Origin of the sequence: Aerococcus tenax, assembly GCF_003286645.3 — a bacterium.
Classification (GTDB): Bacteria; Bacillota; Bacilli; order Lactobacillales; family Aerococcaceae; genus Aerococcus; species Aerococcus tenax.
Genome location: NZ_CP127382.2, coordinates 1,684,465 through 1,707,916, shown reverse-complemented (window position 1 = coordinate 1,707,916; position 23,452 = coordinate 1,684,465). Strand labels below are relative to the sequence as shown.

The window sequence follows — 23,452 nt, the reverse complement described above, 5'->3', positions numbered from 1 at the left end:
CTTCTTGACAAAGAATTAAATAGCTAGTAATATGAATAATGATTGATTATTAAATAGAAGAAGTGTACGAAATATTGTCCGTAGGCTTTGATGGGATAAAACAAAAGAAGTAGGCATGGCCTTGAGTCTTTTGTCTTTTTTTTGCCCAAAAACGGGTAAAAAGAAGCGATTTTATCTAATTTTAATCATTTCTTAATATTTTCTTAATAATTGTAGGCTAAAAGATTTACTTTTTGGAGAGGTGGCTACTCATTCATGGCAGGACATAATGTTGAATACGGCAAACACCGCGTACGGCGTTCTTACTCGCGCATCAATGAAGTGCTCGAGTTGCCAAACTTGATTGAGATTCAAACCGAATCTTATCGTTGGTTATTGGATAAGGGGATTCGGGAAATGTTTAGTGATATTTCACCGATTGAAGACCACGGAGGCAAATTAGCCTTAGAGTTCGTGGACTATTCCTTCCAAGAACCTAAATATGATATGTCTGAATCGCGTCAACAAGACACTAACTATGCGGCGCCAATGTATGTTAAATTGCGTTTAATCAATAGCGAAACCGGTGAAATTAAGGACCAAGAAGTTTTCTTTGGGGACTTCCCATTGATGACTGATAGTGGGACCTTCATTATTAACGGTTCTGAACGGGTTATTGTTTCGCAATTGGTCCGTTCCCCAGGGGTTTACTACAATGATAAAGTAGACAAAAATGGGAAACTTTCTTATGGAGCTACCGTGATTCCTAACCGGGGTGCCTGGTTAGAAATGGAAACCGATGCTAAGGATATTTCCTATGTGCGGATTGACCGGACCCGTAAGCTACAAATGACTGTGTTAATGCGGGCTCTAGGTTTTGGGTCTGATGACCAAATCCGTGAACTCTTTGGTGACAGTGAAACCCTGAGTTTAACCCTAGAAAAAGATGTCCACAAAAACCCATCGGACTCCCGGACTGAAGAAGCCTTAAAAGATATTTATGAGCGCCTCCGTCCTGGTGAACCAAAAACCGCTGAATCCTCCCGTAACTTATTAAATACGCGTTTCTTCGACCCACGTCGTTATGATTTGGCTGCTGTTGGACGCTACAAGATCAACAAGAAATTAGACTTAAAATCCCGTCTATATAAACAAACCCTGGCAGAAAACTTAGTCGATAATGAGACTGGTGAAATTGTCCTGGAAGCTGGGACAGTCTTCACCCGTGAAGTCTTAGATGACATTAGTGACAAGTTAGATAATGGCCTCGGTTTAGTGACCGTTTATCCAAATGATGACGCGGTGCTCACTGATCCGGTTGACATCCAATTAATTAAGATTGTGGCGCCTAAGGACCCAGAACGTGTGATTCATGTGATCGGAAACGCTATGCAAAATTCCGACTACAAGTCACTAACCGTTGCTGACGTCTTAACCGCGATGAACTATTTCTTGAACCTCTATGAAGGCTTAGGGACTACCGACGATATCGACCACTTGGGTAACCGTCGGATCCGTTCTGTGGGTGAATTGTTACAAAACCAACTCCGGATCGGCTTAAGCCGGATGGAACGGGTGGTCAGAGAGAGAATGTCTATCCAAGACATCGATACGGTTACCCCCCAACAATTGATCAATATCCGTCCAGTGGTGGCATCGATTCGTGAATTCTTTGGGTCATCCCAATTATCCCAATTCATGGACCAAAACAACCCACTTTCTGAGTTGACGCACAAACGTCGCCTATCAGCCTTGGGACCTGGTGGTTTGACCCGGGACCGTGCCGGTTACGAAGTGCGTGACGTTCACTACTCTCACTATGGTCGGATGTGTCCAATTGAAACCCCTGAAGGACCTAACATTGGTCTGATCAACTCCTTGGCGACTTATGCTAAGATTAATGACTTTGGTTTCATTGAAACCCCATACCGCCGGGTAGACTGGAATACCCACAAGGTTACCGATAAGATTGACTACCTAACGGCGGATGAAGAAGACCGTTTTGTTATCGCTCAAGGGAACACGCCTTTAAATGAAGATGGTTCTTTTGCTACCGATACCATTATGGCACGTAAGATTGAAGAAAATATTGAAGTTTCTCCAGAAGAAGTCGACTACATGGACGTTTCCCCTAAACAGGTGGTTTCTGTCGCAACAGCATGTATTCCTTTCTTGGAAAACGACGACTCCAACCGGGCCTTGATGGGGGCCAACATGCAACGGCAAGCAGTGCCGCTCTTAAACCCTCATGCACCTTTAGTAGGGACCGGGATGGAATATAAGGCTGCCCATGACTCTGGGGCTGCAGTGACCTGTAAGCGGGCCGGTGTGGTGGACTATGTCGACGCCCGTGAAATCCGTGTCCGGACTGAAGAAGGCGCCTTAGACAAGTATGAATTAGTGAAATTCTACCGGTCTAACGCCAGCTCCTGCTATAACCAAACCCCATTGGTACGCAAGGGCGACCAAGTTGATAAGGACGAAATCCTCGCTAACGGACCTTCTATGGAAGGTGGGGAATTAGCCCTCGGGCAAAACCCAATCATCGCCTTCATGACCTGGGATGGTTATAACTATGAAGACGCGGTTGTGCTTTCCGAACGTTTGGTGAAAGAAGACGTCTATACCTCAATCCATATTGACGAATTGGAATCTGAAGCCCGTGACACTAAATTAGGGCCAGAAGAAATCACTCGCGAAATTCCTAATGTGGGTGAAGATGCCCTCCGTAACCTCGATGAGAACGGGATTATCCGCATCGGTGCTGAAGTCACTGATGGCGACATCTTAGTGGGTAAGGTAACCCCTAAAGGTGTGACTGAACTCAGTCCTGAAGAACACCTACTCCATGCCATCTTTGGTGAAAAAGCCCGTGAAGTCCGTGATACTTCCTTACGGGTACCTCATGGTGGTGGCGGTATCGTTAATGACGTTAAAGTCTTCCACCGTGAAAACGGTGACGAACTCAAACCTGGTGTTTCCATGATGGTTCGGGTTTACATTATCCAAAAACGTAAGATCCAAGTTGGGGATAAAATGGCTGGTCGTCACGGTAACAAAGGGGTTGTCTCCATTGTTTTACCAGAAGAAGACATGCCTTACTTACCAGATGGTACCCCAGTCGATATCTGCTTGAACCCATTAGGGGTGCCTTCTCGGATGAATATCGGACAGGTGCTAGAACTCCACTTAGGAATGGCTGCCCGGAACTTAGGTATCCATGTGGCAACACCTGTATTTGACGGGGCCCAAGATGAAGATATTTGGGAAACCGTTAAAGAAGCCGGCATGGCCGAAGATGCTAAGACCGTGCTTTACGACGGTCGAACCGGTGAACCTTTTGATAACCGCGTTTCTGTAGGGGTTATGTACTACTTGAAACTCTCCCACATGGTCGATGACAAGCTCCATGCCCGTTCTATTGGACCTTACTCCCTAGTTACCCAACAACCACTAGGTGGTAAAGCGCAATTTGGGGGACAACGTTTCGGGGAAATGGAAGTTTGGGCACTGGAAGCTTACGGTGCTGCTTACACCCTACAAGAAATCCTTACCTATAAATCAGACGACGTGGTTGGCCGGGTGCAAACCTACGAAGCTATCGTAAAAGGTGACCCCATTCCTAAACCAAGTGTGCCGGAATCCTTCCGCGTGCTCGTCAAAGAGTTACAATCCCTAGGTTTAGACATCCAAGTCCTCGATGAAAGTGACAAGGAACTTGACTTACGTGATGAAGATCCAGTCCAAGTCACCCGTCGTGATCACAAAGAAAACCAAGAACAAGAAGATGAAGACAAGGATAAGAACCAAGAGGAAAAACAAAGCGAAGGCAATGACGAAGAAATCATCGCCAAAAAACAAGCAAATGAATAGAGTGCGACGGGTGCGCTAAAAGGCAAGATCGCTACGCATACTATATCTGTATGTCGCTAACGCTTCCTACAGCTATAGCAACTGGAGCTAAAGGGCGAAAGAAGTCTCAAAGAGACTTCGCCGACCTTTAGTGAAGTGGACGCTTGCCTTGCACTCGGAGCAGGTTTGAATAGAGTGTGACAGTCACACCAAAGTATAATGTCAATTTGCTCTAGCTCTTAGCAGTTTCAGTGATTAATGAGGGAGGTTGACCTCTTGGTCGATGTAAATAAATTTGAAAGTATAAAAATTGGTTTAGCCTCACCAGATAAGATCCGTTCCTGGTCCTATGGTGAAGTCAAGAAACCGGAAACAATCAACTACCGTACCTTAAAACCAGAAAAAGACGGTCTTTTCTGTGAACGTATTTTTGGGCCAACCAAGGACTACGAATGTGCTTGTGGAAAATATAAACGAATCCGTTATGCGGGTGTGGTATGTGACCGTTGTGGGGTTGAAGTAACCAAGGCCAAAGTCCGTCGTGAACGGATGGGCCACTTGGAATTAGCTTCACCAGTTACCCACATTTGGTACTTTAAAGGCATTCCCAGTCGGATGGGCCTGATTTTAGATATGAGCCCACGGTCCTTAGAAGAAGTGATTTATTTTGCTTCTCACGTGGTCATTGACGGTGGTGACACACCTTTAGCTCCTAAGCAATTGCTTTCTGAACGGGAATACCGGGAGTATAAGGCCGAATATGGTGACCGTTTCCAAGCGGGGATTGGTGCTGAAGCCATTAAGGAACTTCTACGCCGCGTAGACCTTGACAGCGAATGTGCAGAATTAAAAGAAGAATTACGGACTGCCAAGGGTCAAAAACGGACCCGGGCGATCCGCCGCTTAGACATCATGGATGCCTTTAGAAAATCTGGTAACAAACCGGAATGGATGGTTCTTGATGTGATTCCTGTGATCCCACCTGAACTCCGTCCCATGGTGCAACTGGATGGGGGCCGTTTCGCAACCAGTGACTTAAACGACCTCTACCGCCGGGTGATTAACCGGAACAACCGTCTAAAACGTTTATTAGACCTCAATGCACCAAATATTATTGTCCAAAATGAAAAACGGATGCTCCAAGAAGCCGTTGATGCCTTAGTCGATAATGGTCGTCGCGGCCGTCCTGTGACTGGACCGGGTAACCGCCCATTGAAGTCCCTCTCCCATATGTTGAAAGGGAAGCAAGGCCGTTTCCGCCAAAACCTCTTAGGGAAACGGGTGGACTACTCTGGACGTTCCGTTATTGCCATTGGACCACACTTGAAGTTCTACCAATGTGGTCTGCCTAAAGAAATGGCTCTAGAACTCTTTAAACCATTCTTGATTCGGGAATTGGTGGACCGTGAAATTGCCACCAATGCTAAACATGCTAAACGGATGATTGAACGTAAGGATGATGCTGTTTGGGAACCTCTCGGAGAGATCATGCGTGAACACCCGATACTACTTAACCGGGCACCTACCCTCCACCGTTTGGGGATTCAAGCCTTTGAACCCGTCCTGGTTGAAGGGAAGGCTATCCGTCTTCACCCCTTAGCCTGTGAAGCTTATAATGCCGACTTTGACGGGGACCAAATGGCGGTCCACTTACCTTTAGGAGAAGAAGCCCAAGCTGAAGCTCGTATCTTAATGCTGGCCGCTTCCCACATCCTAAACCCTAAAGATGGTCAACCAGTGGTTACCCCATCCCAAGACATGGTCTTAGGGAACTACTACTTGACTCAAGAAGAAGCCGGGATGACTGGGGAAGGGATGAAGATTTCTTCACTCAGCGAAGCCCATATTGCTTATACTAATGGGGCGGCTCAATTGCATACCCGGGTCGTGATTAGTCCGAAACACTTCCCTAAATATGCATGGACCGACCAACAAAAAGAACAATTAATGATTACTTCTATTGGTAAATTGTTCTTTAATGAGATCATGCCGGCTGATTTTGCTTATATTAATGAGCCCACATCAGAAAACTTAAATGGTCAAACCGCTGATCGTTTCTTCGTCAATCCCGGGGAAGATACCGAAAAAGCAATTGCTCAATTAGAGACCACGGCGCCATTTAAGAAGGGCTACTTAGAAGAAATTATCGCCGCCATCTTCAAGCGCTTGAAGGTTACTGAAACCTCCCAATTCTTAGACCGCTTGAAGGCTCTTGGTTACTACTACTCCACCAAGTCAGGGATTACCGTTGGGATTGCTGATATTACCGTTTTAGATGCCAAGGACCAACACGTGGACAAGGGGCACAAACGCGTTGACAATATCATGAAGCAATACCGTCGTGGTTTAATTACCGATGACGAACGCTATGACCAAGTCATCAGCACTTGGAATGATGTTAAAAACGACATTGAAGACGAATTGAAACACAGTCTGTCTCCAGACAACCCATTCTTTATCATGATGGACTCTGGTGCTCGTGGTAACATCTCCAACTTTACCCAATTAGCGGGGATGCGTGGTTTGATGGCGGGACCAAGTGGTAAGATTATTGAACTGCCAGTTACTTCTAACTTCCGTGAAGGGCTATCGGTTCAAGAAATGTTTATCTCCACTCACGGGGCGCGTAAAGGGATGACCGATACCGCCTTGAAGACGGCCGACTCTGGTTATCTAACCCGTCGTCTGGTTGACGTGGCCCAAGACGTGATTATCCGTGAAAATGATTGTGGAACCGACCGTGGCTTAACCGTTTCAGCCATCAAAGAAGGTAACGAAATGATCGAAAGCCTGGCTGAACGTCTGACTGGTCGTTATATCCAAAAAACTGTCCGTGATCCAAAAACCGGTGAAGTTCTCGCTCACCATAATGAGCTGGTTTCACCAGAAACTGCAGCTAAGATTGAAGCTGCTGGCCTCAAACATGTTACTATTCGTTCTGCCTTTACCTGCCGGACCCGCCATGGGGTATGTAAGTACTGCTACGGTTCTGACCTAGCAACCAATGGTGAAGTCGAAGTCGGTGAAGCAGTTGGTATCGTGGCTGCCCAATCCATTGGAGAACCTGGTACTCAGTTGACCATGCGTACCTTCCATACCGGTGGGGTTGCCGGGGATGACATTACCCAAGGTTTACCTCGTGTTCAAGAAATCGTTGAAGCCCGTCATCCGAAAGGGCAAGCGGTGATTACTGAAGTGACCGGGGAAGTCGTGGCCATTGATATTGAAGAAGAAACCCGGACCAAGACCGTTACCGTCAAAGGGGAAACTGACGAACGGGAATACAAGGTGCCTTACACTGCCCGTATGAAGGTCAGTGAAGGCGACTTGATTGAACGTGGTGCCCAATTAACCGAAGGGTCCATTGATCCCAAAGAATTGCTCCGGATCACTAATTCCCTCACCGTAGAAAACTACATGTTAGCGGAAATCCAACGGGTTTACCGTCAACAAGGGGTGGACATTAACGACAAGCACGTGGAAGTCCTCCTACGTCAAATGATGCGTAAGGTAAGAGTCTTAGACCCAGGCGCTTCTGACTTGTTGCCAGGACATTTAATGGACATTGGTGAATTTGAAGACGCCAATGAGGAAATCATTAAGACTGGCCAACAACCAGCTACCTGTCAACCAGTCCTCCTAGGAATTACCAAGGCAGCCTTGGAAACCAAGTCCTTCCTATCTGCCGCGTCCTTCCAAGAAACTACCAAGGTCCTCACTGACGCTGCCATTAGCGGTAAACGGGACGAGTTACTTGGATTGAAAGAAAACGTCATTATTGGTAAGATAATTCCTGCTGGTACTGGTGTCGGTCGCTACCGTCACATGGAACCAGAAAAATTAGGTGTGGAACAAGTTGTTGAAGTGCCGGCCCATGAGCCATCTGACAACGAAAACCCAGCCGAAATTGCGACAATTACCAAACCAATCGATGAAAACTATAGCGGCATGCCTTAATTAGGGTAGAAGCCATTAAAAGAGGATAGGCGCATATCCGACTACAAGATATGCGCCTCTCTTTTTGCCCAAGGCCATGGGACTGGGCTTTAACCGCTTCAAGCAAAGCAACAACACTATATATAGTGTTGTTGCTTTTTAATTGATACTATATATTGATTTTTTAGCTTGCTTTCTGCTTAAGTTTTTCCTATAATAGCAATGCAGCTAATTTTTAGCCGATAGACCATTAACTTAACTCACGCTAAAGCAGCTGAAAAGTCTACAAACAAGTAAAGTATAAAGGAGATTCATTATGGAAACTGCGATGAAGAATATTGTGGAATGGAATAAAGAGGCGCTTAACCAAGCCATCAAATCCTTCCCTCAAGTTTATCCGATGACAGAAGACATGAACAAAACCTTCTCTGGCATCAGTCGGATGGTCATGTTGGACCGTTATTCCTTTAAAGACACCATGAAAGAAACCCTAGCCCCTGGTGACTTAGTGGTATTAACTGTCCGTCCTGACCCGCAATATCCAGGACGGGGGATCGGGATTGTCCAAGCCATTGAGAACAAGACCGCAACCATTTGGGTCGAAGAAGCCTATCGTGGGTCCCTAATGGGAGAAGAACAGGAAACTGGCCTGGTAAAACGCCCATTGGATGAAATCGACAAACCTTTAGAAATCTACTATGAACAAATTGCCAAACGGAATGCCCATGGGCTAGCAGCCATTGATAAAAATGAAGATCGTCGCCAAGAGATTGAAGCGGCCTTCTACCAAGAAGAATCCAAGGGTAACTTTGTTCCTGCCGGCCGGGTTTTATATGGTGTGGGTTCCGGAACCGATGTCACCTACTTTAACTGCTATGTCATGCCTTATGTGCCTGACTCCCGGGGTGGGATTGCTGACCACCGTAAGGAAGTCATGGAAATTATGTCCCGTGGTGGGGGTGTAGGGACCAATGGCTCCACCCTAAGACCACGTCACTCTCTCGTTCGTGGGGTTAACGGGAAGTCCTCTGGGGCGGTTTCCTGGTTAGATGACATTGCCAAATTAACCCACCTGGTGGAACAAGGCGGTAGCCGTCGTGGAGCCCAAATGATCATGCTAGCAGACTGGCATCCAGATATTTTGGAATTCATTATTTCTAAGATGCAAAACCCACGCATTCTTCAATTTATCAAGGAAAGCTCCAAGGACAGCTACATTAAACAATTAGTCGATGAAAAGTTAAAATTTGTCTATTCAACTCCAGCTCAAATCGACATGTACCAAGCTGTTGTTGACCTCAAGGAAAAACAAGGCGACCAAGTCAGTGATGCAGCTTACGCTGAAGCCAAGGAAAATTTGGAACTAGGTGGCCATTATGAAGTCAATGAACCCGACTTCTTAACTGGGGCCAATATTTCCGTAGCTATTTCATCAGACTTTATGGAAGCTGTGAAGGAAGGTAAGGACTGGAGCCTACGCTTCCCAGCAGTGGAAAAATATGACCAAGAAGAAATGGCCGCTTACGACACCCAATGGCAAGAAATTGGCGATGTGCGTGAATGGGAAGCCATGGGTCATGAAATCACTACTTACCGGACCCTGCCTGCCCAAGAATTATGGCAATTGATCAACATCTGTGCTACCTACGCCGCTGAACCAGGGATTTTCTTTATTGACCGGGCTAATGAAGACACCAATGCAGTGGCTTACGGTCAAAAGGTTGTGGCAACCAACCCTTGTGGGGAACAACCCCTAGCGCCTTACTCCGTATGTAACCTGGGTGCCATTAACCTGGCTCAAATGGCGGACAAGGAAAACAAACGCCTCGACAAGAAGAAATTACAAAAAACAGTAGCTACCGCTATCCGCATGCAAGATAACGTGATCGATGCTACTCCATACTTCTTGGAAGCTAACAAGAAACAAGCTCTTGGTGAACGTCGGATCGGTTTAGGGGTAATGGGTCTAGCTGACCTCTTGATCTACTGTGAAAAACGCTATGGTTCTAAGGAAGGTAACCAATTAGTCGATGAAGTCTTTGAAACCATCGCGGTAACGGCTTACCAAACCTCCATCGAACTGGCCAAAGAACGGGGCAGCTTCCCATTCTTAATCGGGGAAAGCGAAGAAGAAACCCAAGCCCTCAGAGAACGCTTTGTCCAATCTGGTTTCATGCAAAGAATGCCTGAAAGCATCCGTGAAGACGTCTTGAAGTATGGGATCCGCAACTCCCACTTACTCACCGTGGCGCCAACCGGAAGTACCGGGACCATGATGAATGTCTCTACTGGGCTCGAACCTTACTTTGCCTTTAAATACTACCGGACCGGTCGTTTAGGTAAATTTATTGAAGTCAATGCGGACATCGTCCAAGAATACCTGGATAAACATCCAGAAGCCGATGCTGACAACCTGCCTGACTTCTTTGTTTCTGCCATGGACCTAAGCCCAAGAGAACACGTTGATGTGCAAACCACTATCCAACGCTGGGTAGATAGCTCCATTTCTAAGACCGTTAATGCGCCTAAGGGTTACGCGGTTAACCAAGTGGCCGAAGTCTATGAAAAACTTTATGAAGGCGGCGCTAAGGGTGGTACCGTTTATGTTGACGGCTCACGGGATTCCCAAGTCCTCACCTTAAATAAGGATGAACATGAAGACAGTGACCAAGATTCTCAAACAGATCAAAACAAGCAAGACGATGTGGTTGTCGTTGATGACAGTGAAGAATTACGTCAATTAGTCGACCAAGCCCAAGCTGAAGCCAATGAAGAAGAAGTCGTCTTCGGTAGCGAACTTGGCAATACCTGTCCAATTTGCCGGACCGGAATTGTCGAAGAAATTGGTGGCTGCAACACCTGTTCCAATTGCTTCGCCCAATTAAAATGTGGCTTATAATAAAATAACTTTAATAATATATGAGAAAAAGTCACTAAGTTTCTACTTAGTGGCTTTTTTATCACCATTTAAATCGTATTTATTGGAGAAATACTTTATAATGTAAGTGAGGTGATTAATATGCAAATTTATACCCGAACAGGGGATAAGGGGACGACCCGGATTATCGGTGGCCAGGAAGTTCCTAAAGATTCCTTACGTGTCAATGCCTATGGGAGTGTTGACGAATTGAATTCATGGATTGGTGTGACCATTAGCGAAAATGAATCATGGCCAGAGTTAAACGAGGAATTGATCCAAATCCAACAGTATTTATTTGACTGTGGGAATGACTTTGCTACGCCAGAGGGCAAGGGTGAATACCGCTTAAAACAAGCCGCGATTGATTGGTTAGAGGAACGGATTGATACCTACAATCCTCAAGCGCCTGCGGTGGAATCCTTTATCCTGCCCGGTGGTAGCCGTTTAGCTAGTCGTTTACACTATGCTCGGACCGTAACCCGCCGCTGTGAGCGTCATATTGTTTCCTTTATGCGTGAAGAAAGTTCCAGTCCCGTCGCTTTGAAATTTATTAACCGCCTATCCGACTACTTCTTTGCAGTAGCCCGGCTCGCCAATGTTAAGGTAGGCCTATCTGATATCCTCTATGAACGGAGTGGTAAGGTCTTCCATGACGAAAGTGAATTAAGCAAGGCTGACCTCAACGATAGTTAGTAGTCAAAAGTATTTTATTAACCAAGCTGGGAGCAAGTCCCAGCTTTTTTATTAAATATTAGTGAGCTTTCGTTCCGGTTTTGAAATTTAGTCGTTGAAAAGCCATGGCACCGGCTCGAGCCAAGGTCTCTCGCCTAGCGAGCTTTAAACGGCTCGTACGGCCGAAGCCTACGATCCATAATTCACATCGCTTGCTTGCTCATGGCTAACGACTAATTTCAAAGCTCTACTCCAGCTCATTACTATTAACTAAGATAAACCTGTTCAATAACTAGTAAAATTATAGAAGAATAAAACTTAATAAGCCAAGATCAAGGTCAGGTCAAAGGCCAGCCAGATCAAGGGGAAAAAGGCCAGGGGGGCTTTTAAGGAACGTTGTTTCAGCCAAGAGCTGATTAAAAGATAGGTCAAAGCTAGTCCGGAAGCTAGGCAGATAAAGCGAGGATACAGCCTAGGTGGAAAGAAGAGCGCCAAACTGAGGAAAATTTTGATATCAGCTCCACCCAAGCTTCCTGGTAGGAGATAGACCAAAAGACCTAAGACCAGTCCAGTGGCCAAAAGATGAATCAAGAGACTGGGATAATGACTAGTCGGAGTATAGAGGCCGTGGTAAGCAAGCAGGCTCAAGAAAAAGAGCACTTGAAAACGATCAGGCACCCACATTTCCTCCAGGTCAGTCATGGCCATAATAAAGAGGAGACTATGGAGAGTGACCAGATAGGCCGCTTGCCCAGTGGAAAAGCGGGCCAAGATCAAGAGACTCAAGAGAGCAAAGAGTCCTTCAAATAGGGGATAGGTCCAGGCGATAGGATGCTGGCAGTGGAAGCACCGTCCTCTTGACAAAAAATAACCGGCCAGGGGAATAAGGGCTAAAGCTGATAAAGTGACCTGACACTGGTCGCACTGAGACCGGGCCCAGAGAAAGGGAAGTTTTTTCAGGTAACGGTGGCTAAAGGCCATCAGGCAAGAAGCTAGGGCAGCGAAAAAGAAAAAGGCTAGGCTAAGTCGCATAGTAAACACCTCCTAGCTTATTAGTCCGCAAAGACTAAAAAATTTAGCTGACCAGGTAAATTTTTTTGTCAAATTCACTTGACGCTTATACAGAATAGTGGTATTATTTAATAGTTGTCTGATAAAGACAGCGACCAAACGACAAAGGTTTAGGGAGAATTAGCTCAGCTGGGAGAGCGTCTGCCTTACAAGCAGAATGTCGGGGGTTCGAGCCCCTCATTCTCCATTATGATTCGTTAGCTCAGTTGGTAGAGCATCTGACTTTTAATCAGAGGGTCGGGAGTTCGAGCCTCCCACGGATCATTATTGTAAGCATACCTAGTATTGACTTACAAATGCGGAAGTAGTTCAGTGGTAGAACATCACCTTGCCAAGGTGAGGGTCGCGGGTTCGAATCCCGTCTTCCGCTTAGCCAAATGGCTTTGAATTAATTAATATGCCGGGGTGGCGGAACAGGCAGACGCACGGGACTTAAAATCCCGCGGTGGTTAAACACCGTACCGGTTCGATTCCGGTCCTCGGCATACCGTTTAAATGATCAAGCACCCATGGCTCAACTGGATAGAGTACCTGACTACGAATCAGGCGGTTGCAGGTTCGAATCCTGCTGGGTGCATTACCGGGAAATAGCTCAGCTTGGTAGAGCACTTGGTTTGGGACCAAGGGGTCGCAGGTTCGAATCCTGTTTTCCCGACTCGATGGAAAGCGTCAGTAAGGCGCTTTTTATTTTACTTAAAAAGTCTACGATGACGGGAAGTAGCTCAGCTTGGTAGAGCACTACGTTCGGGACGTAGGGGTCGTCGGTTCGAATCCGGTCTTCCCGATAAGTTGATAAGAACAAGCCTTCTAGCGGTCTTTGGATCGCTTTTTTTATTTTCTTAAGGAAATTGCTGGCACAATCCCTAAATCTTCTGGTAAAATCAGTAAGATGTTATTTATTAAAGAAAAAAATAAATTTGTTAAATTTAACTTAATTTAGAAGGGCTTTTAATAGATTTTTAGACAGAATAGTGTATAGTAAGTGAGTGGGCACTCATTTATTAAAATGGCTGTGAATGAAGCCCAGTTGACTTAAGGATGTTGGTCCTTGGACTCATTAGTGGACCAGCTGATAAAGGCAAACAAACTTTGGCTTAGAGCCAAGCTTTTGGTGCTTAGGCTTTAAGAATGCTTGAGACAGAGCACCTTATCAGACTTAATACGCGAGGCTTAAGAAAATCTTGGGATAAGTCCACATAATAATTGGCAGGAAGTTTGGATAACTTCTGCCGATGATCCTTATCCCTTAAAGTCATTGAATGAGTTTTAACAAGTGAATGTGGATTGGAGTGTGTTTATGGAATTCGACTATCGAAAATTACGTGGCAGGATTATTGAGATTTATGGTTCGGTTAAGAATTTTTCCAAGGCAATGGAATTGTCAGAGCCGACTATGTCCATGAAATTAAATGGTGGTTTGTCTTTTAGTCAATCACAAATTTATAAGTCTTGCGAATTATTGGATATCGACCATGAAGAAATCGGCCGTTATTTCTTTACTCCTAAAGAAAATAAGGCAGAAACAAATGATAATTAATTATTAAACGAAGAGAGGCTGGGACAAGGGTTCCAGCTTTTTTCTATCTACAATTTTTAAACCAAAACCTCTTACAAGCTAGGGCAAGCGTCCGCTTCTGACGCGCTTGTCGCGCTCTCTCTAAACCTGTTCGCTGACAAAAGTGAACTCCACTTCGGTAATATTTGTCAATCCTCTGCGAGAATTATCGCATATTTCTTCCAGCGTTTCACTTTTTGTCGTCAGCACGCACTCTTTTTGGCTTTAAGGCGCTTTCATTCTTTGTTATACTTGCAGTACAGAAGGCCCATGGGCTGAATAGACAAATGGAGGCGACCAGCATGGAATTGCGCTTAGAAAATATCGAAAAGAGCTTTCAAGATCAAGAAGTCCTCAAGGGGGCGACTTACACTTTTGAAGCGGGTCATATCTACGGACTCTTAGGCCGGAATGGGTCAGGGAAGACCACCCTCTTTCGTATCCTCTATGGGGACTTGGAAAGTGATGGTGGGCAAGCTCAATTAGTTGAGAATGGCCAAGAAAGAGCCATTGAGCCGGAAGACATCGGCATGGTCTTTGCGGAAAATTATTTACCGGACTTTCTCACAGGCTATGAATACATCAAATTTTACATGGATATCCACGCCCCCAAGGATACTTATTCCGTTGATGATTACTTGGACCGCTTGGGCTTTAGTCAAGAGGATCGCCACCGAATTATCAAGGGCTACTCCAGTGGGATGAAGAGTAAGCTGGCCATTCTTTGCCTTTTGATTTCCAAACCTAAAATTATCCTCCTCGATGAACCCCTGACTGCTATTGATGTGATTTCCAGTTTAGAAATTAAGCGCCTCCTCCTTGACCTAGGTAAGGATCATATTATGATCATGTCCACTCATATGATCCAACTGGCCAAGGATATTTGTGATGATATTGTGCTTTTACACCAAGGCCAGTTGCGCCACTTTGAGAGCGCCCTGGAAGATGAGGACTTTGACCAGTCCCTCATTGAAGCCTTGAGCGTGGAGGATGAGGGCCATGACTAACTATCAATTCTTACAGCGGCTCAAAGCCACCCGGTCATTTAATGTTTTCCTCTACTATCTCCAACGCCTTCCCCTGATCGGTAAGTATATTCCCAATCGTTGGTTTGAAGCCAAATATGTCAAGAGTCTGACCACTTGGTTGGGCACAGTGGGGGAAATTTTTAAGCAAATCTTTGGCAAGAGCTTTTATTTTGGGGCCATCTTTCTCCTCGGTTTTATTGGCGACCCCGGGCAGGAAAATACTGTCCGTTTGCTAGCCATCTTTTGTTTCTCTTTAGTCTTAGCGACCTTTTGGGTTAAGTTAATTGACCCCAACCAAACCTTTGACCGGCTTTGTATCTATTACTTAAAGATGAATCCCAAACGCTATTACTTGAATATGACCTTTATGGAAGGCTTGAACTTTGTGATTTTTTACGGGCTAGCCGCGACCATCGCGCTAAAAGCCATGGGCCTCTCCCTTTTTAGTGGGATGAATATGACTCTTTTTTTCCTCGGCTTACGACTCTTAGCCCAAGCCCTCTACCTGAAGCTAGTCAATCCCAAGCACCAAGTCCCTAACCGGCCCTTTACCATCGTGATGATTGCTATGATTTTTGTTTCTGGGGGACTGTTTGTGGGCTTGTCGCTGATGGAAGAAGCTGCTAGCTTCCACTTACCGATTAACTGGCTCTTCCATCCTCTTACGGCGGTCGCTGGAGTGGTCATGGCAGGGATCGGGGCTCATTGGCTAGCCAAATCTGATAAGTACCAGGCCCTGGCCCGGTCAAGCATCAACCATAACAGCATCCGAAACATTAACCAGGCCGTGACTAATGCCCAGTCCGCCAATGTCAAGGTGGAAGCAGAAGATATCAAAGTCTCCGCTACTTCCGACCACTATGACCACTTAAAGGGGATAACTTATATCAATGCCATCTTCTTTGACCGACTGGGCCACCGCTTGAACAAGCAACGCCGGATTATCTTTCTGATCGTTCTTGGCCTCTTTGCCTTAATCAGTGGAGGAATCTTTGTTTACCAATTCTTCTTCCATGGTGACCTAGAGATCAGCCAGGCCGACTTGGAAAAAGCCTACCAGACCTACTTGGTGGTGATGGTGATCTATGCCTGCCTTTTCTTGAATATTGGAGAATCCTTTACCCGTTTTTGCTTTTTCAATATGGACCGCTACTTGATGCACAACAATTATTACCGCAATCCCGACCTCTTAGCGGAGGCCATGGTGATTCGCTTTAAACGCTGTTTCCGTTATAATTTACCTACCTTATTGGTTTTAATGTTAGGGTCCAGTCTGGTCTACTTCCAGTTAGGCGGGCAACGCTTACTGCCATTGGGGATTTTACTTCTTAGTCAAGTAGTTGTGATGGTCTTCTTTACCGTCCATTACCTCTACTTATATTACTGGCTCCAACCCTTTACCGCTAACTTGGAAAGCAAGAGCCCCCTCTATAATATTATCCGGTCCTTGAGCATCTTTATTCCTTACCTGCTCTATATGAATGCTGAATCGATTGGGCCACGGGTGATTTTAGGAATTTACCTCTTTATCATTGCCTATATTATTTTAGGCTATCTCTTGTTGAAATTTATCGGTCCTAAGCGCTTTGTCTTGCGCTAGATGCTTAACCCTGTCTCTTAGTGAAGGCAGGGTCTTTTTTATTTAGGGGAGTTTTTCACTTTGTTGGCTTTAGTTTTATAGGGATCTACTTTATTTAACGATTAATTAAATTTACTTAAAATCTTGGGACTACAAGGGTAGTTATTGTTTGTGCTGGAAGAAAATGATGATATGATAGGGTATTATAAGGAGAGTGAAAACATGGAAACACTTTACAGGATTGTCGGTATCGAAAGCCAAAGCCAATATGATTGGCTGGCCCATCAAATCCAAGACCTTAACCAGGACAAGGGCTTTGCTATTGAATTGGACAAGGATATTGTCCGTTTGCACCGCCAGGAAGAATTACTTTACCTACGTCGCTTTTTAGCCTTTGAACAGTTCTCCCTGGTCGCCCTTGACCCAGCAGAGTTGGAATTAGATAAGGCCAAACAACTTCGTTTTAAGAATACCCAGGAAACGGCCAAGAAGATGCGCATAGTTCTCATCTTAAATGCCTTCTTTACGGTCTTTGAGGCCTTCTTTGGTTGGACCTTAAACAGTGCGGCCATCCTATCTGATGCGGTCCACGACTCGGGCGACGTTCTAGCCATTGCTATTGCCTGGTTCTTTGAAAAGATTTCTGACCGTGAAGCTGATAACCGCTATTCCTACGGTTACCGCCGCTTTTCTTTATTAGGGGGGCTGATTACGGCAGTCTTTCTATTATTCGGATCGGCCTTTATTTTGATTACTTCGATTCCTAAGCTCTTTAATCCTGAACCGGTTCACGTGACGGGAATGTTCTGGGTAGCCATTTTCGCAGTGGTAGTTAATGGTTACTGCTCTTGGATGATGCATAAGGGTCAGTCAGCCAATGAACAATTACTCAACCTCCACCTCCTAGAAGATGTCCTCGGCTGGGTAGCCATCCTGATTCTTTCAGTGGTTTTACGCTTTACCAATTGGTATTTCCTTGACCCACTCTTGTCGATTCTGACTGCGGTTTGGATTATCAGCCAAAGTTTCCCACGTTTTCTGAACATTTCTAAAATTTTCCTCCAAGCGGTTCCTGAAGGCATCGACCCCCAAGTCATTGGTCAACAAATCTTAGCCTTAGATGATGATATTGATGGTTTGTCCCACTTACATATCTGGTCAACTGATGGAGAGCAACATATGGCCAGTGTCACCGTCCTGACTTGTCGCTTAACCGCTGATGAACAAGAAGACCTCAAACAAAAAATCCGCTCCTTAGTGGCAAAATATAATATAAATCATATAACCATTGACACGGTTTACGATCCTGACCACTTTATCCAAAGAGAAAGTAGCCAGCATAACTAGGTCAAAGCCTGATGAGGTCGCTATTAGTGAATTAAATAGTTGACCTCATCCCTTTTTTTGCTTATTATTAAAGTATATTAGTCAAAGTTAGTCAATAATTAGTGAAGGAGGTGAGGACATGAGCAACCGGAATATGTCAGATATTATTGAAGCCTATCTCAAAGAGGTGCTTCAAGATACTGAACGGGTCGAAATCAGACGGAGTGAAATTGCTGACCGCTTTGAGTGCGTGCCTTCACAGATTAATTATGTGATTAATACGCGATTTACCCCCAAGCAAGGCTATCAAGTCGAAAGTAAGCGGGGTGGTGGTGGCTATATCAGAATTATGAAATTGAATATTATCGATGATGCGGACTATATTGATAATATGATTAGCCTAGTAGGGAACGACATTTCCTTGCGCGATGCTGTATCGATTCTCACCAATTTGATGAAGAATGAACTGCTTAGCGAGAGCGAGGCGGCTATCATGCACTCAGCCATTGACAAGCAAGTCATGTCTAATTTCAAATCCCCGGACCGTGTCCGCGCAGTGATACTTAGGAACATGCTAGAACATTTGAAATATCACTAATTACTCCGGTAATTAGAAAAGGAGACAACTATGAAAGACATCTATACTGAAAAAGCCAAGACCGCGATTGGATTTGCCAAAGAAGAAGCTGAATACTTCCGTCATCCAGCCATTGGTAGCGAGCATATGCTTTTGGGCTTATACCGCGAAAGTGAAGGTGTTGCTCATGCCGTCTTAAGCGACTACTTGCCAAGTTATGAGAGTCTTCGCGAAGAGATTGAATTTGTGACCGGCTACGGGACCAGTGATTCAGCCAAGAGCCAGGAAGACTATGTGCAGTTTTCCCCACGCATGCAAGAGGTTTTAAACCAAGCCAAAGACTTGGCCAAGTCTATGCAAGCTTCCTTAATTGGCACGGAACACTTACTACTGGCCCTAATTAATGAGGAAACCCTGGCCAACCGCCTGCTGAAAAATCTCGATATAGATGTTAATCGTTTGCGTAGTGATGTCTATCAGATGCTGGGACAAAAAGAACCGGTCAGAAACCGGACCAAAAAACCGTTGGGTAAGCCAAGCAAAAGCAAGACCCCAACCTTGGACAGTATTGCTAAGGACCTGACCCAAGCCGCTAAGGACGGCAAGTTGGACCCAGTGATCGGCCGCCAGCAAGAAATGCGCCGGCTCATGCAGGTCTTAAGCCGTCGGACCAAGAATAACCCGGTCTTGGTTGGTGAACCTGGGGTCGGTAAGACTGCCATTGTCGAAGCCTTAGCCATCCAAATGAGCCAACAGCAAGTCCCAGAAAACATGCTGGATAAACGACTCATGGTCCTAGATATCGGCTCTTTAGTGGCTGGGACCAAGTACCGCGGAGAATTTGAAGACCGCATGAAGCATTTAATTGAAGAAATTGAAGACCAAGGCAATATTATTCTCTTTATCGATGAAATCCATACCATTATAGGGGCTGGGGGAGCTGAAGGGGCCATTGATGCCTCAAACCTCCTAAAACCTGCCCTAAGCCGGGGACAGGTCCAACTGATCGGGGCTACTACCCTCAACGAATATCAAAAATACATCGAAAAAGATGCCGCCTTGGAAAGACGATTTGCTAAGATTTTAGTCGAAGAACCTAGCCTAGCGGAAACTGAAGAAATCTTGAAAGGGATCCGGCCCGCCTATGAAAAACACCACCAAGTGGCCATTCCTGATGAAAGCATTGAAGCCTGTGTCCGTCTAAGCTCTCGTTACCTGTCGGACCGCTTCTTACCAGACAAGGCTATTGATGTCATGGACGAGGCCGCAGCGACCAAGCGGCTGGACAATCCAGTAGCCAATAGTGGCCGCCGGAAAAAATACCAAATCGAACAGGAATTGAAGCGCCTCAACCAAGAAAAAGAATACCATGTCCGTAACCAGGCCTTTCAAAAGGCGGCCGCGGTCCATGCCCAACAAGCTGAATTAGTCAGAAAACTTAGCCGTTTGGAAGAGAAAGAAGGCGACCAGGACAATCAAGACAGCTACGACTTAAGCTTGACCAGTCATGACGTGCAAAACTTGATCCATTCCTGGACCGGTATCCCAGTCCAAGAACTGAGTCAAAGTGACAATGAACGCTTGATCCACTTGGAAGACCGCCTCCATGACCGGGTCAAGGGACAGGATGAAGCGGTCAATGCAGTGGCCCGGGCTATTAAACGCTCACGCAGCGGCCTAGGCCAAAGAAATCGTCCCATCGGTTCCTTTATGTTCCTGGGCCCAACCGGGGTCGGGAAAACCGAATTAGCCAAGACCTTAGCCGAAACCCTTTTTGGTTCGGAAGAGGCCCTGATTCGTCTAGATATGTCCGAATACATGGAGAAATATTCTTCCAGCCGGATGATCGGTTCAGCACCAGGTTATATTGGCTATGAAGAAGGGGGACAATTGACTGAGAAAATCCGTCAACATCCTTATTCCATTGTCCTCTTCGATGAAATTGAAAAGGCCCATCCCGATGTCTTTGACCTCTTACTTCAAGTCCTTGATGATGGTTATATCACCGATAGTAAGGGTCGGATGGTGGACTTTAGAAATACGGTAGTCATCATGACCTCTAATATTGGGGCCACTGAATTACGGGATGAAAAACTGGTCGGCTTTGGCCAAGATAACCAACAAAAGGACTATCAAACCATGAAGAAGCGGATCTTGGAAGCTTTGAAGAAGACCTTTAGACCGGAGTTTCTTAACCGGGTGGATGAAGTGATTGTCTTCCATGCTCTAAGTCAAGACAACTTGAAAGATATTGTCCGCAAATTTACCGACCAAATTAGCCAACAAGTGGAAGAACAAGGCTTGACCTTGCGCTTTACCAATGGGGCCATTAAGCAATTGGCTAAGGACGGTTATGACCCAGAAATGGGCGCCCGACCAGTTCGCCGCCTCATCCAACGTCAAATTGAAGATGCTCTGAGTGACCTCTTGATTGAAGGAAAGGTCCAAGCTGGGGACAGCCTTCAAGTAGGCAGCCGCCAAGGGACTTTCTACATCCGTACTAAACATGGCGACGGCAGTGAAAGCCAGGCTGACCTGGACAAAGTCGAGGAAAGTCTGTCCCTAGGATAGTCCAAAGAAGACTTTATATCGCTTTTAGTGTATGATAAAGACAAGCTAAAAAAGAGGAGGGTTACTATGGACAAGACAACAAAATTAGTGTTAATTGGTTTAGGAACAGCTGCTGCGATTACAGCCGTTGTTGCCTTAGCAATGTACGAAGAAGACCAAAATCAAACCCTAAGCAAGGCTTGGGACGATGTTTCTAACAAGGCTCAAAAGCAAGGAAAACGTCTAGCAAAACAAGTTGATCAATTGGATTTACCTGAATGGGTAGAACGTTTTGCCTAAAGGCTCACCAGTTAGAGCCTTAAAGAGCTAAAAAGCGAATCCTTTACTTAAAGCGGTGATGACGCGGTCATCCCGCTTTTTTGTTAGGGGGTTAATTTTATTCATGATGAGTATTTCATAAAAATTTTTATTATTAATAAAAGCTTTTTATAAATGGCTCGATCCGTGCTACAATAGATAAAAGTAATTTTTAACACATTGCATTTGACAAACAGTGAAGGAGGAAAAACGATGAAAATTGTTATATTAGGTGCCGGTGGTATGGGTTCCCGTTTTGGGTTAATGTTAAAAAAAGCCGGCAAAGATGTTACCTTACTCGACGGGTGGGATAAAAATATTGAAGCCATTCGTGAACACGGTATCCGTGCCAACTATAACGGAGAAGAGGTCCAAGTGGACATTGATATTTATCCAATTGATGACTTTGATCCGGACTTGAAGGCAGACTTACTGATTGTCTTTACCAAGGCCATGCAATTGGAGGATGCTATCCAAGCAACTCGCTCCATTGTAACAGACCAAACTAAGGTTTTATGTCTGATGAACGGGATTGGTTATGATGATATCCTCCGTAAATATTTTGATGATGAACAAATTGTCTTAGGAAACACCATGTGGACCGCTGGTTTAGAAGGCCCTGGCCGTCCGAAATTATTCGGTAATGGCTATGTTAATCTCCTTAACCTGGGTAAAAGCGAAGAGGCGGCAGCTGCTGCTAAAGACATCGTGGCTTTACTCGATGAAGTGGGTCTGAATGGGGTTTATGAAAAAGAAATTTTCTACCTGATCTACAAGAAGGTTTGCGTTAATGCAACTATGAACGGCCTCTGTACAATTTTAGAATGTAATATGGCTGACTTGGGAGACGCCCAAGCTTCCCACGACCTCATTAATCAATTAGTCAAAGAAGTGGTTGACGTGGCGAATGCAGAGGGTGTGGAAATGGACCTGGATGAAATGATTGAACACGTGGGCGAATGCTTCAACCGCGAAACTATTGGTGGCCACTTCCCATCCATGTACCAAGACTTGATCACCAATAAGCGCCTGACTGAAATCGATTATATCAATGGAGCCGTGGCTAAAAAGGGTAAGAAACTCAATGTACCAACCCCTTACAACCAATTCTTAACCAGTCTAGTTCATACCAAAGAACAATTACTCGGTGCAAAATAATCTTAATTGAAGTCCTCTTTGATCTTTTGAAAGGTTGGAGGACTTTTTAGTTTATTGAAAGTTATTATATATTTGGGAAAGATAGTTTAGAGCAGTAGTGGCGCTTTGAAAGTTAGGCCTTAGCCATGAAGCTCGCTAGGTGAGGAACCTTGGTCCGAACCGGTGCCATGGCTTTTTAACGACTAAATTTTAAAAGCAGAACGAATGCATATTGATATTATTTGCTTGCCCTTGTCGATAAATATTGCTTATAATCAAGGGAAAGGAAAGAGAAAGGAGGGTGAGCCATGGATGAGCGGGCAGATGACTTTATGCAGGCGGCCATTGACCAGGCCAAGAAGGCCCAGGAATTAGATGAAGTGCCGATTGGTGCAGTAGCTGTCTACCAGGGCCAGGTGATTGGACGGGGCTATAACTTACGGGAACAAAGTCAAGATGCCACAGACCATGCCGAAATGCAGGCCATCCGTCAGGCCAACCGCTACTTAAATAATTGGCGCTTGAATGATGTTGACCTCTATGTCACTTTAGAGCCTTGTAGCATGTGCAGTGGGGCCATTGTCCTGAGTCGGATTCGCTGCCTCTACTTTGGGGCCAGTGATCCTAAGGCGGGAACGTGTGGATCCTTGATGAACTTGGTCCAAGATCCTAGGCTCAACCACCAAGTTGACTTAGTCAGTGGTCTAAGGGAAGAGGAATGCAGTCAACTCCTAAAAAGTTTTTTTAAGGCCCTGCGTAAGCGTCGTAAAGCCGCTTCCCGTAAACCCAGACCTTAGAGTTTGACAACTTAGTCGAAAACATGCTAGTATATACTTTGTCGAAAGACCGTACGACAAAGGCAAGGATGTGAACCGAGTCAGATCCGGAAGGAAGCAGCTATAAGCATTGCTTGTCTTGTGTTGTACGTTATGCACTTATTCAAGGTTGGGAC

14 protein-coding genes, 7 tRNA genes and 1 other RNA gene are annotated in these 23,452 nt (G+C 45.3%); 21 read left to right on the top strand and 1 reads right to left on the bottom strand.

Translation table 11 applies throughout. From position 1 onward, the window contains the following. The first annotated feature begins 255 nt into the window (after window positions 1-255). The 4 genes from rpoB to DBT50_RS07975 all read left to right on the top strand — a co-directional run bounded on the left by rpoB (window position 256) and on the right by DBT50_RS07975 (window position 11,380). Window positions 256-3,852, top strand: a complete 3,597-nt coding sequence (gene rpoB, locus DBT50_RS07990; RefSeq protein ID WP_111852087.1) for a DNA-directed RNA polymerase subunit beta — start codon at window positions 256-258, stop codon at window positions 3,850-3,852. 255 nt (window positions 3,853-4,107) lie between these two features. Then, window positions 4,108-7,788: a DNA-directed RNA polymerase subunit beta' gene (rpoC, locus tag DBT50_RS07985; RefSeq protein WP_258521924.1), complete on the top strand. Its 3,681-nt coding sequence runs from the start codon at window positions 4,108-4,110 to the stop codon at window positions 7,786-7,788. Window positions 7,789-8,083: 295 nt separating this feature from the next. Next, complete coding sequence (locus DBT50_RS07980; protein WP_111853289.1) at window positions 8,084-10,666, top strand: vitamin B12-dependent ribonucleotide reductase; 2,583 nt, start codon at window positions 8,084-8,086, stop codon at window positions 10,664-10,666. A 120-nt stretch (window positions 10,667-10,786) separates the two neighbouring features. After that, window positions 10,787-11,380 (top strand): cob(I)yrinic acid a,c-diamide adenosyltransferase, encoded by a 594-nt coding sequence (locus DBT50_RS07975; protein ID WP_111852089.1) that lies wholly within the window; start codon window positions 10,787-10,789, stop codon window positions 11,378-11,380. Between the two features lie 297 nt (window positions 11,381-11,677). Here DBT50_RS07975 and DBT50_RS07970 read toward each other — a convergent pair whose 3' ends face one another. Further along, on the bottom strand, window positions 11,678-12,391 hold the full coding sequence (locus DBT50_RS07970) for a prepilin peptidase (RefSeq protein WP_111852090.1): 714 nt from the start codon (window positions 12,389-12,391) through the stop codon (window positions 11,678-11,680). A gap of 153 nt (window positions 12,392-12,544) precedes the next feature. Between DBT50_RS07970 and DBT50_RS07965 the strand changes: the two genes are divergently transcribed. The 17 genes from DBT50_RS07965 (at window position 12,545) to ffs (ending at window position 23,432) form a co-directional block, all read left to right on the top strand. Then, a tRNA-Val gene (locus DBT50_RS07965) sits at window positions 12,545-12,617 on the top strand. A gap of 4 nt (window positions 12,618-12,621) precedes the next feature. Next, window positions 12,622-12,694: transfer RNA gene (locus tag DBT50_RS07960), tRNA-Lys, on the top strand. Between the two features lie 34 nt (window positions 12,695-12,728). Continuing rightward, window positions 12,729-12,800, top strand: a tRNA-Gly gene (locus tag DBT50_RS07955). Window positions 12,801-12,829: 29 nt separating this feature from the next. Next, window positions 12,830-12,915, top strand: a tRNA-Leu gene (locus DBT50_RS07950). An 18-nt stretch (window positions 12,916-12,933) separates the two neighbouring features. Then, a tRNA-Arg gene (locus tag DBT50_RS07945) sits at window positions 12,934-13,007 on the top strand. Window positions 13,008-13,011: 4 nt separating this feature from the next. After that, window positions 13,012-13,085: transfer RNA gene (locus DBT50_RS07940), tRNA-Pro, on the top strand. Window positions 13,086-13,141: 56 nt separating this feature from the next. Further along, window positions 13,142-13,215: transfer RNA gene (locus tag DBT50_RS07935), tRNA-Pro, on the top strand. A 512-nt stretch (window positions 13,216-13,727) separates the two neighbouring features. Then, window positions 13,728-13,967, top strand: coding sequence for a DUF739 family protein (locus DBT50_RS07930; protein ID WP_060778744.1), 240 nt, complete (start codon window positions 13,728-13,730; stop codon window positions 13,965-13,967). 320 nt (window positions 13,968-14,287) lie between these two features. Then, on the top strand, window positions 14,288-14,992 hold the full coding sequence (locus tag DBT50_RS07925; RefSeq protein WP_111852091.1) for an ABC transporter ATP-binding protein: 705 nt from the start codon (window positions 14,288-14,290) through the stop codon (window positions 14,990-14,992). Further along, window positions 14,985-16,613, top strand: coding sequence for a hypothetical protein (locus DBT50_RS07920; protein ID WP_111852092.1), 1,629 nt, complete (start codon window positions 14,985-14,987; stop codon window positions 16,611-16,613). Before DBT50_RS07925 ends, DBT50_RS07920 begins: the two co-directional genes overlap by 8 nt. Before the next feature lie 201 nt (window positions 16,614-16,814). Next, window positions 16,815-17,939, top strand: a complete 1,125-nt coding sequence (locus DBT50_RS07915) for a cation diffusion facilitator family transporter (RefSeq protein WP_181566094.1) — start codon at window positions 16,815-16,817, stop codon at window positions 17,937-17,939. A gap of 118 nt (window positions 17,940-18,057) precedes the next feature. Further along, entirely contained in the window at window positions 18,058-18,516 is a 459-nt protein-coding gene (locus DBT50_RS07910; RefSeq protein WP_013668701.1) for a CtsR family transcriptional regulator, read from the top strand. Between the two features lie 30 nt (window positions 18,517-18,546). Next, window positions 18,547-21,066, top strand: coding sequence for an ATP-dependent Clp protease ATP-binding subunit (locus DBT50_RS07905; RefSeq protein WP_111852094.1), 2,520 nt, complete (start codon window positions 18,547-18,549; stop codon window positions 21,064-21,066). A 66-nt stretch (window positions 21,067-21,132) separates the two neighbouring features. Next, window positions 21,133-21,345 (top strand): hypothetical protein, encoded by a 213-nt coding sequence (locus DBT50_RS07900; protein WP_013669259.1) that lies wholly within the window; start codon window positions 21,133-21,135, stop codon window positions 21,343-21,345. Between the two features lie 231 nt (window positions 21,346-21,576). Further along, on the top strand, window positions 21,577-22,521 hold the full coding sequence (locus tag DBT50_RS07895) for a 2-dehydropantoate 2-reductase (RefSeq protein ID WP_111852095.1): 945 nt from the start codon (window positions 21,577-21,579) through the stop codon (window positions 22,519-22,521). 287 nt (window positions 22,522-22,808) lie between these two features. After that, a complete protein-coding gene (gene tadA / locus DBT50_RS07890; RefSeq protein ID WP_111852096.1) occupies window positions 22,809-23,297 on the top strand; it encodes a tRNA adenosine(34) deaminase TadA in 489 nt (162 codons plus the stop codon). Between the two features lie 48 nt (window positions 23,298-23,345). Next, window positions 23,346-23,432, top strand: an RNA gene (ffs, locus tag DBT50_RS07885) — signal recognition particle sRNA small type. Window positions 23,433-23,452: the final 20 nt, after the last annotated feature.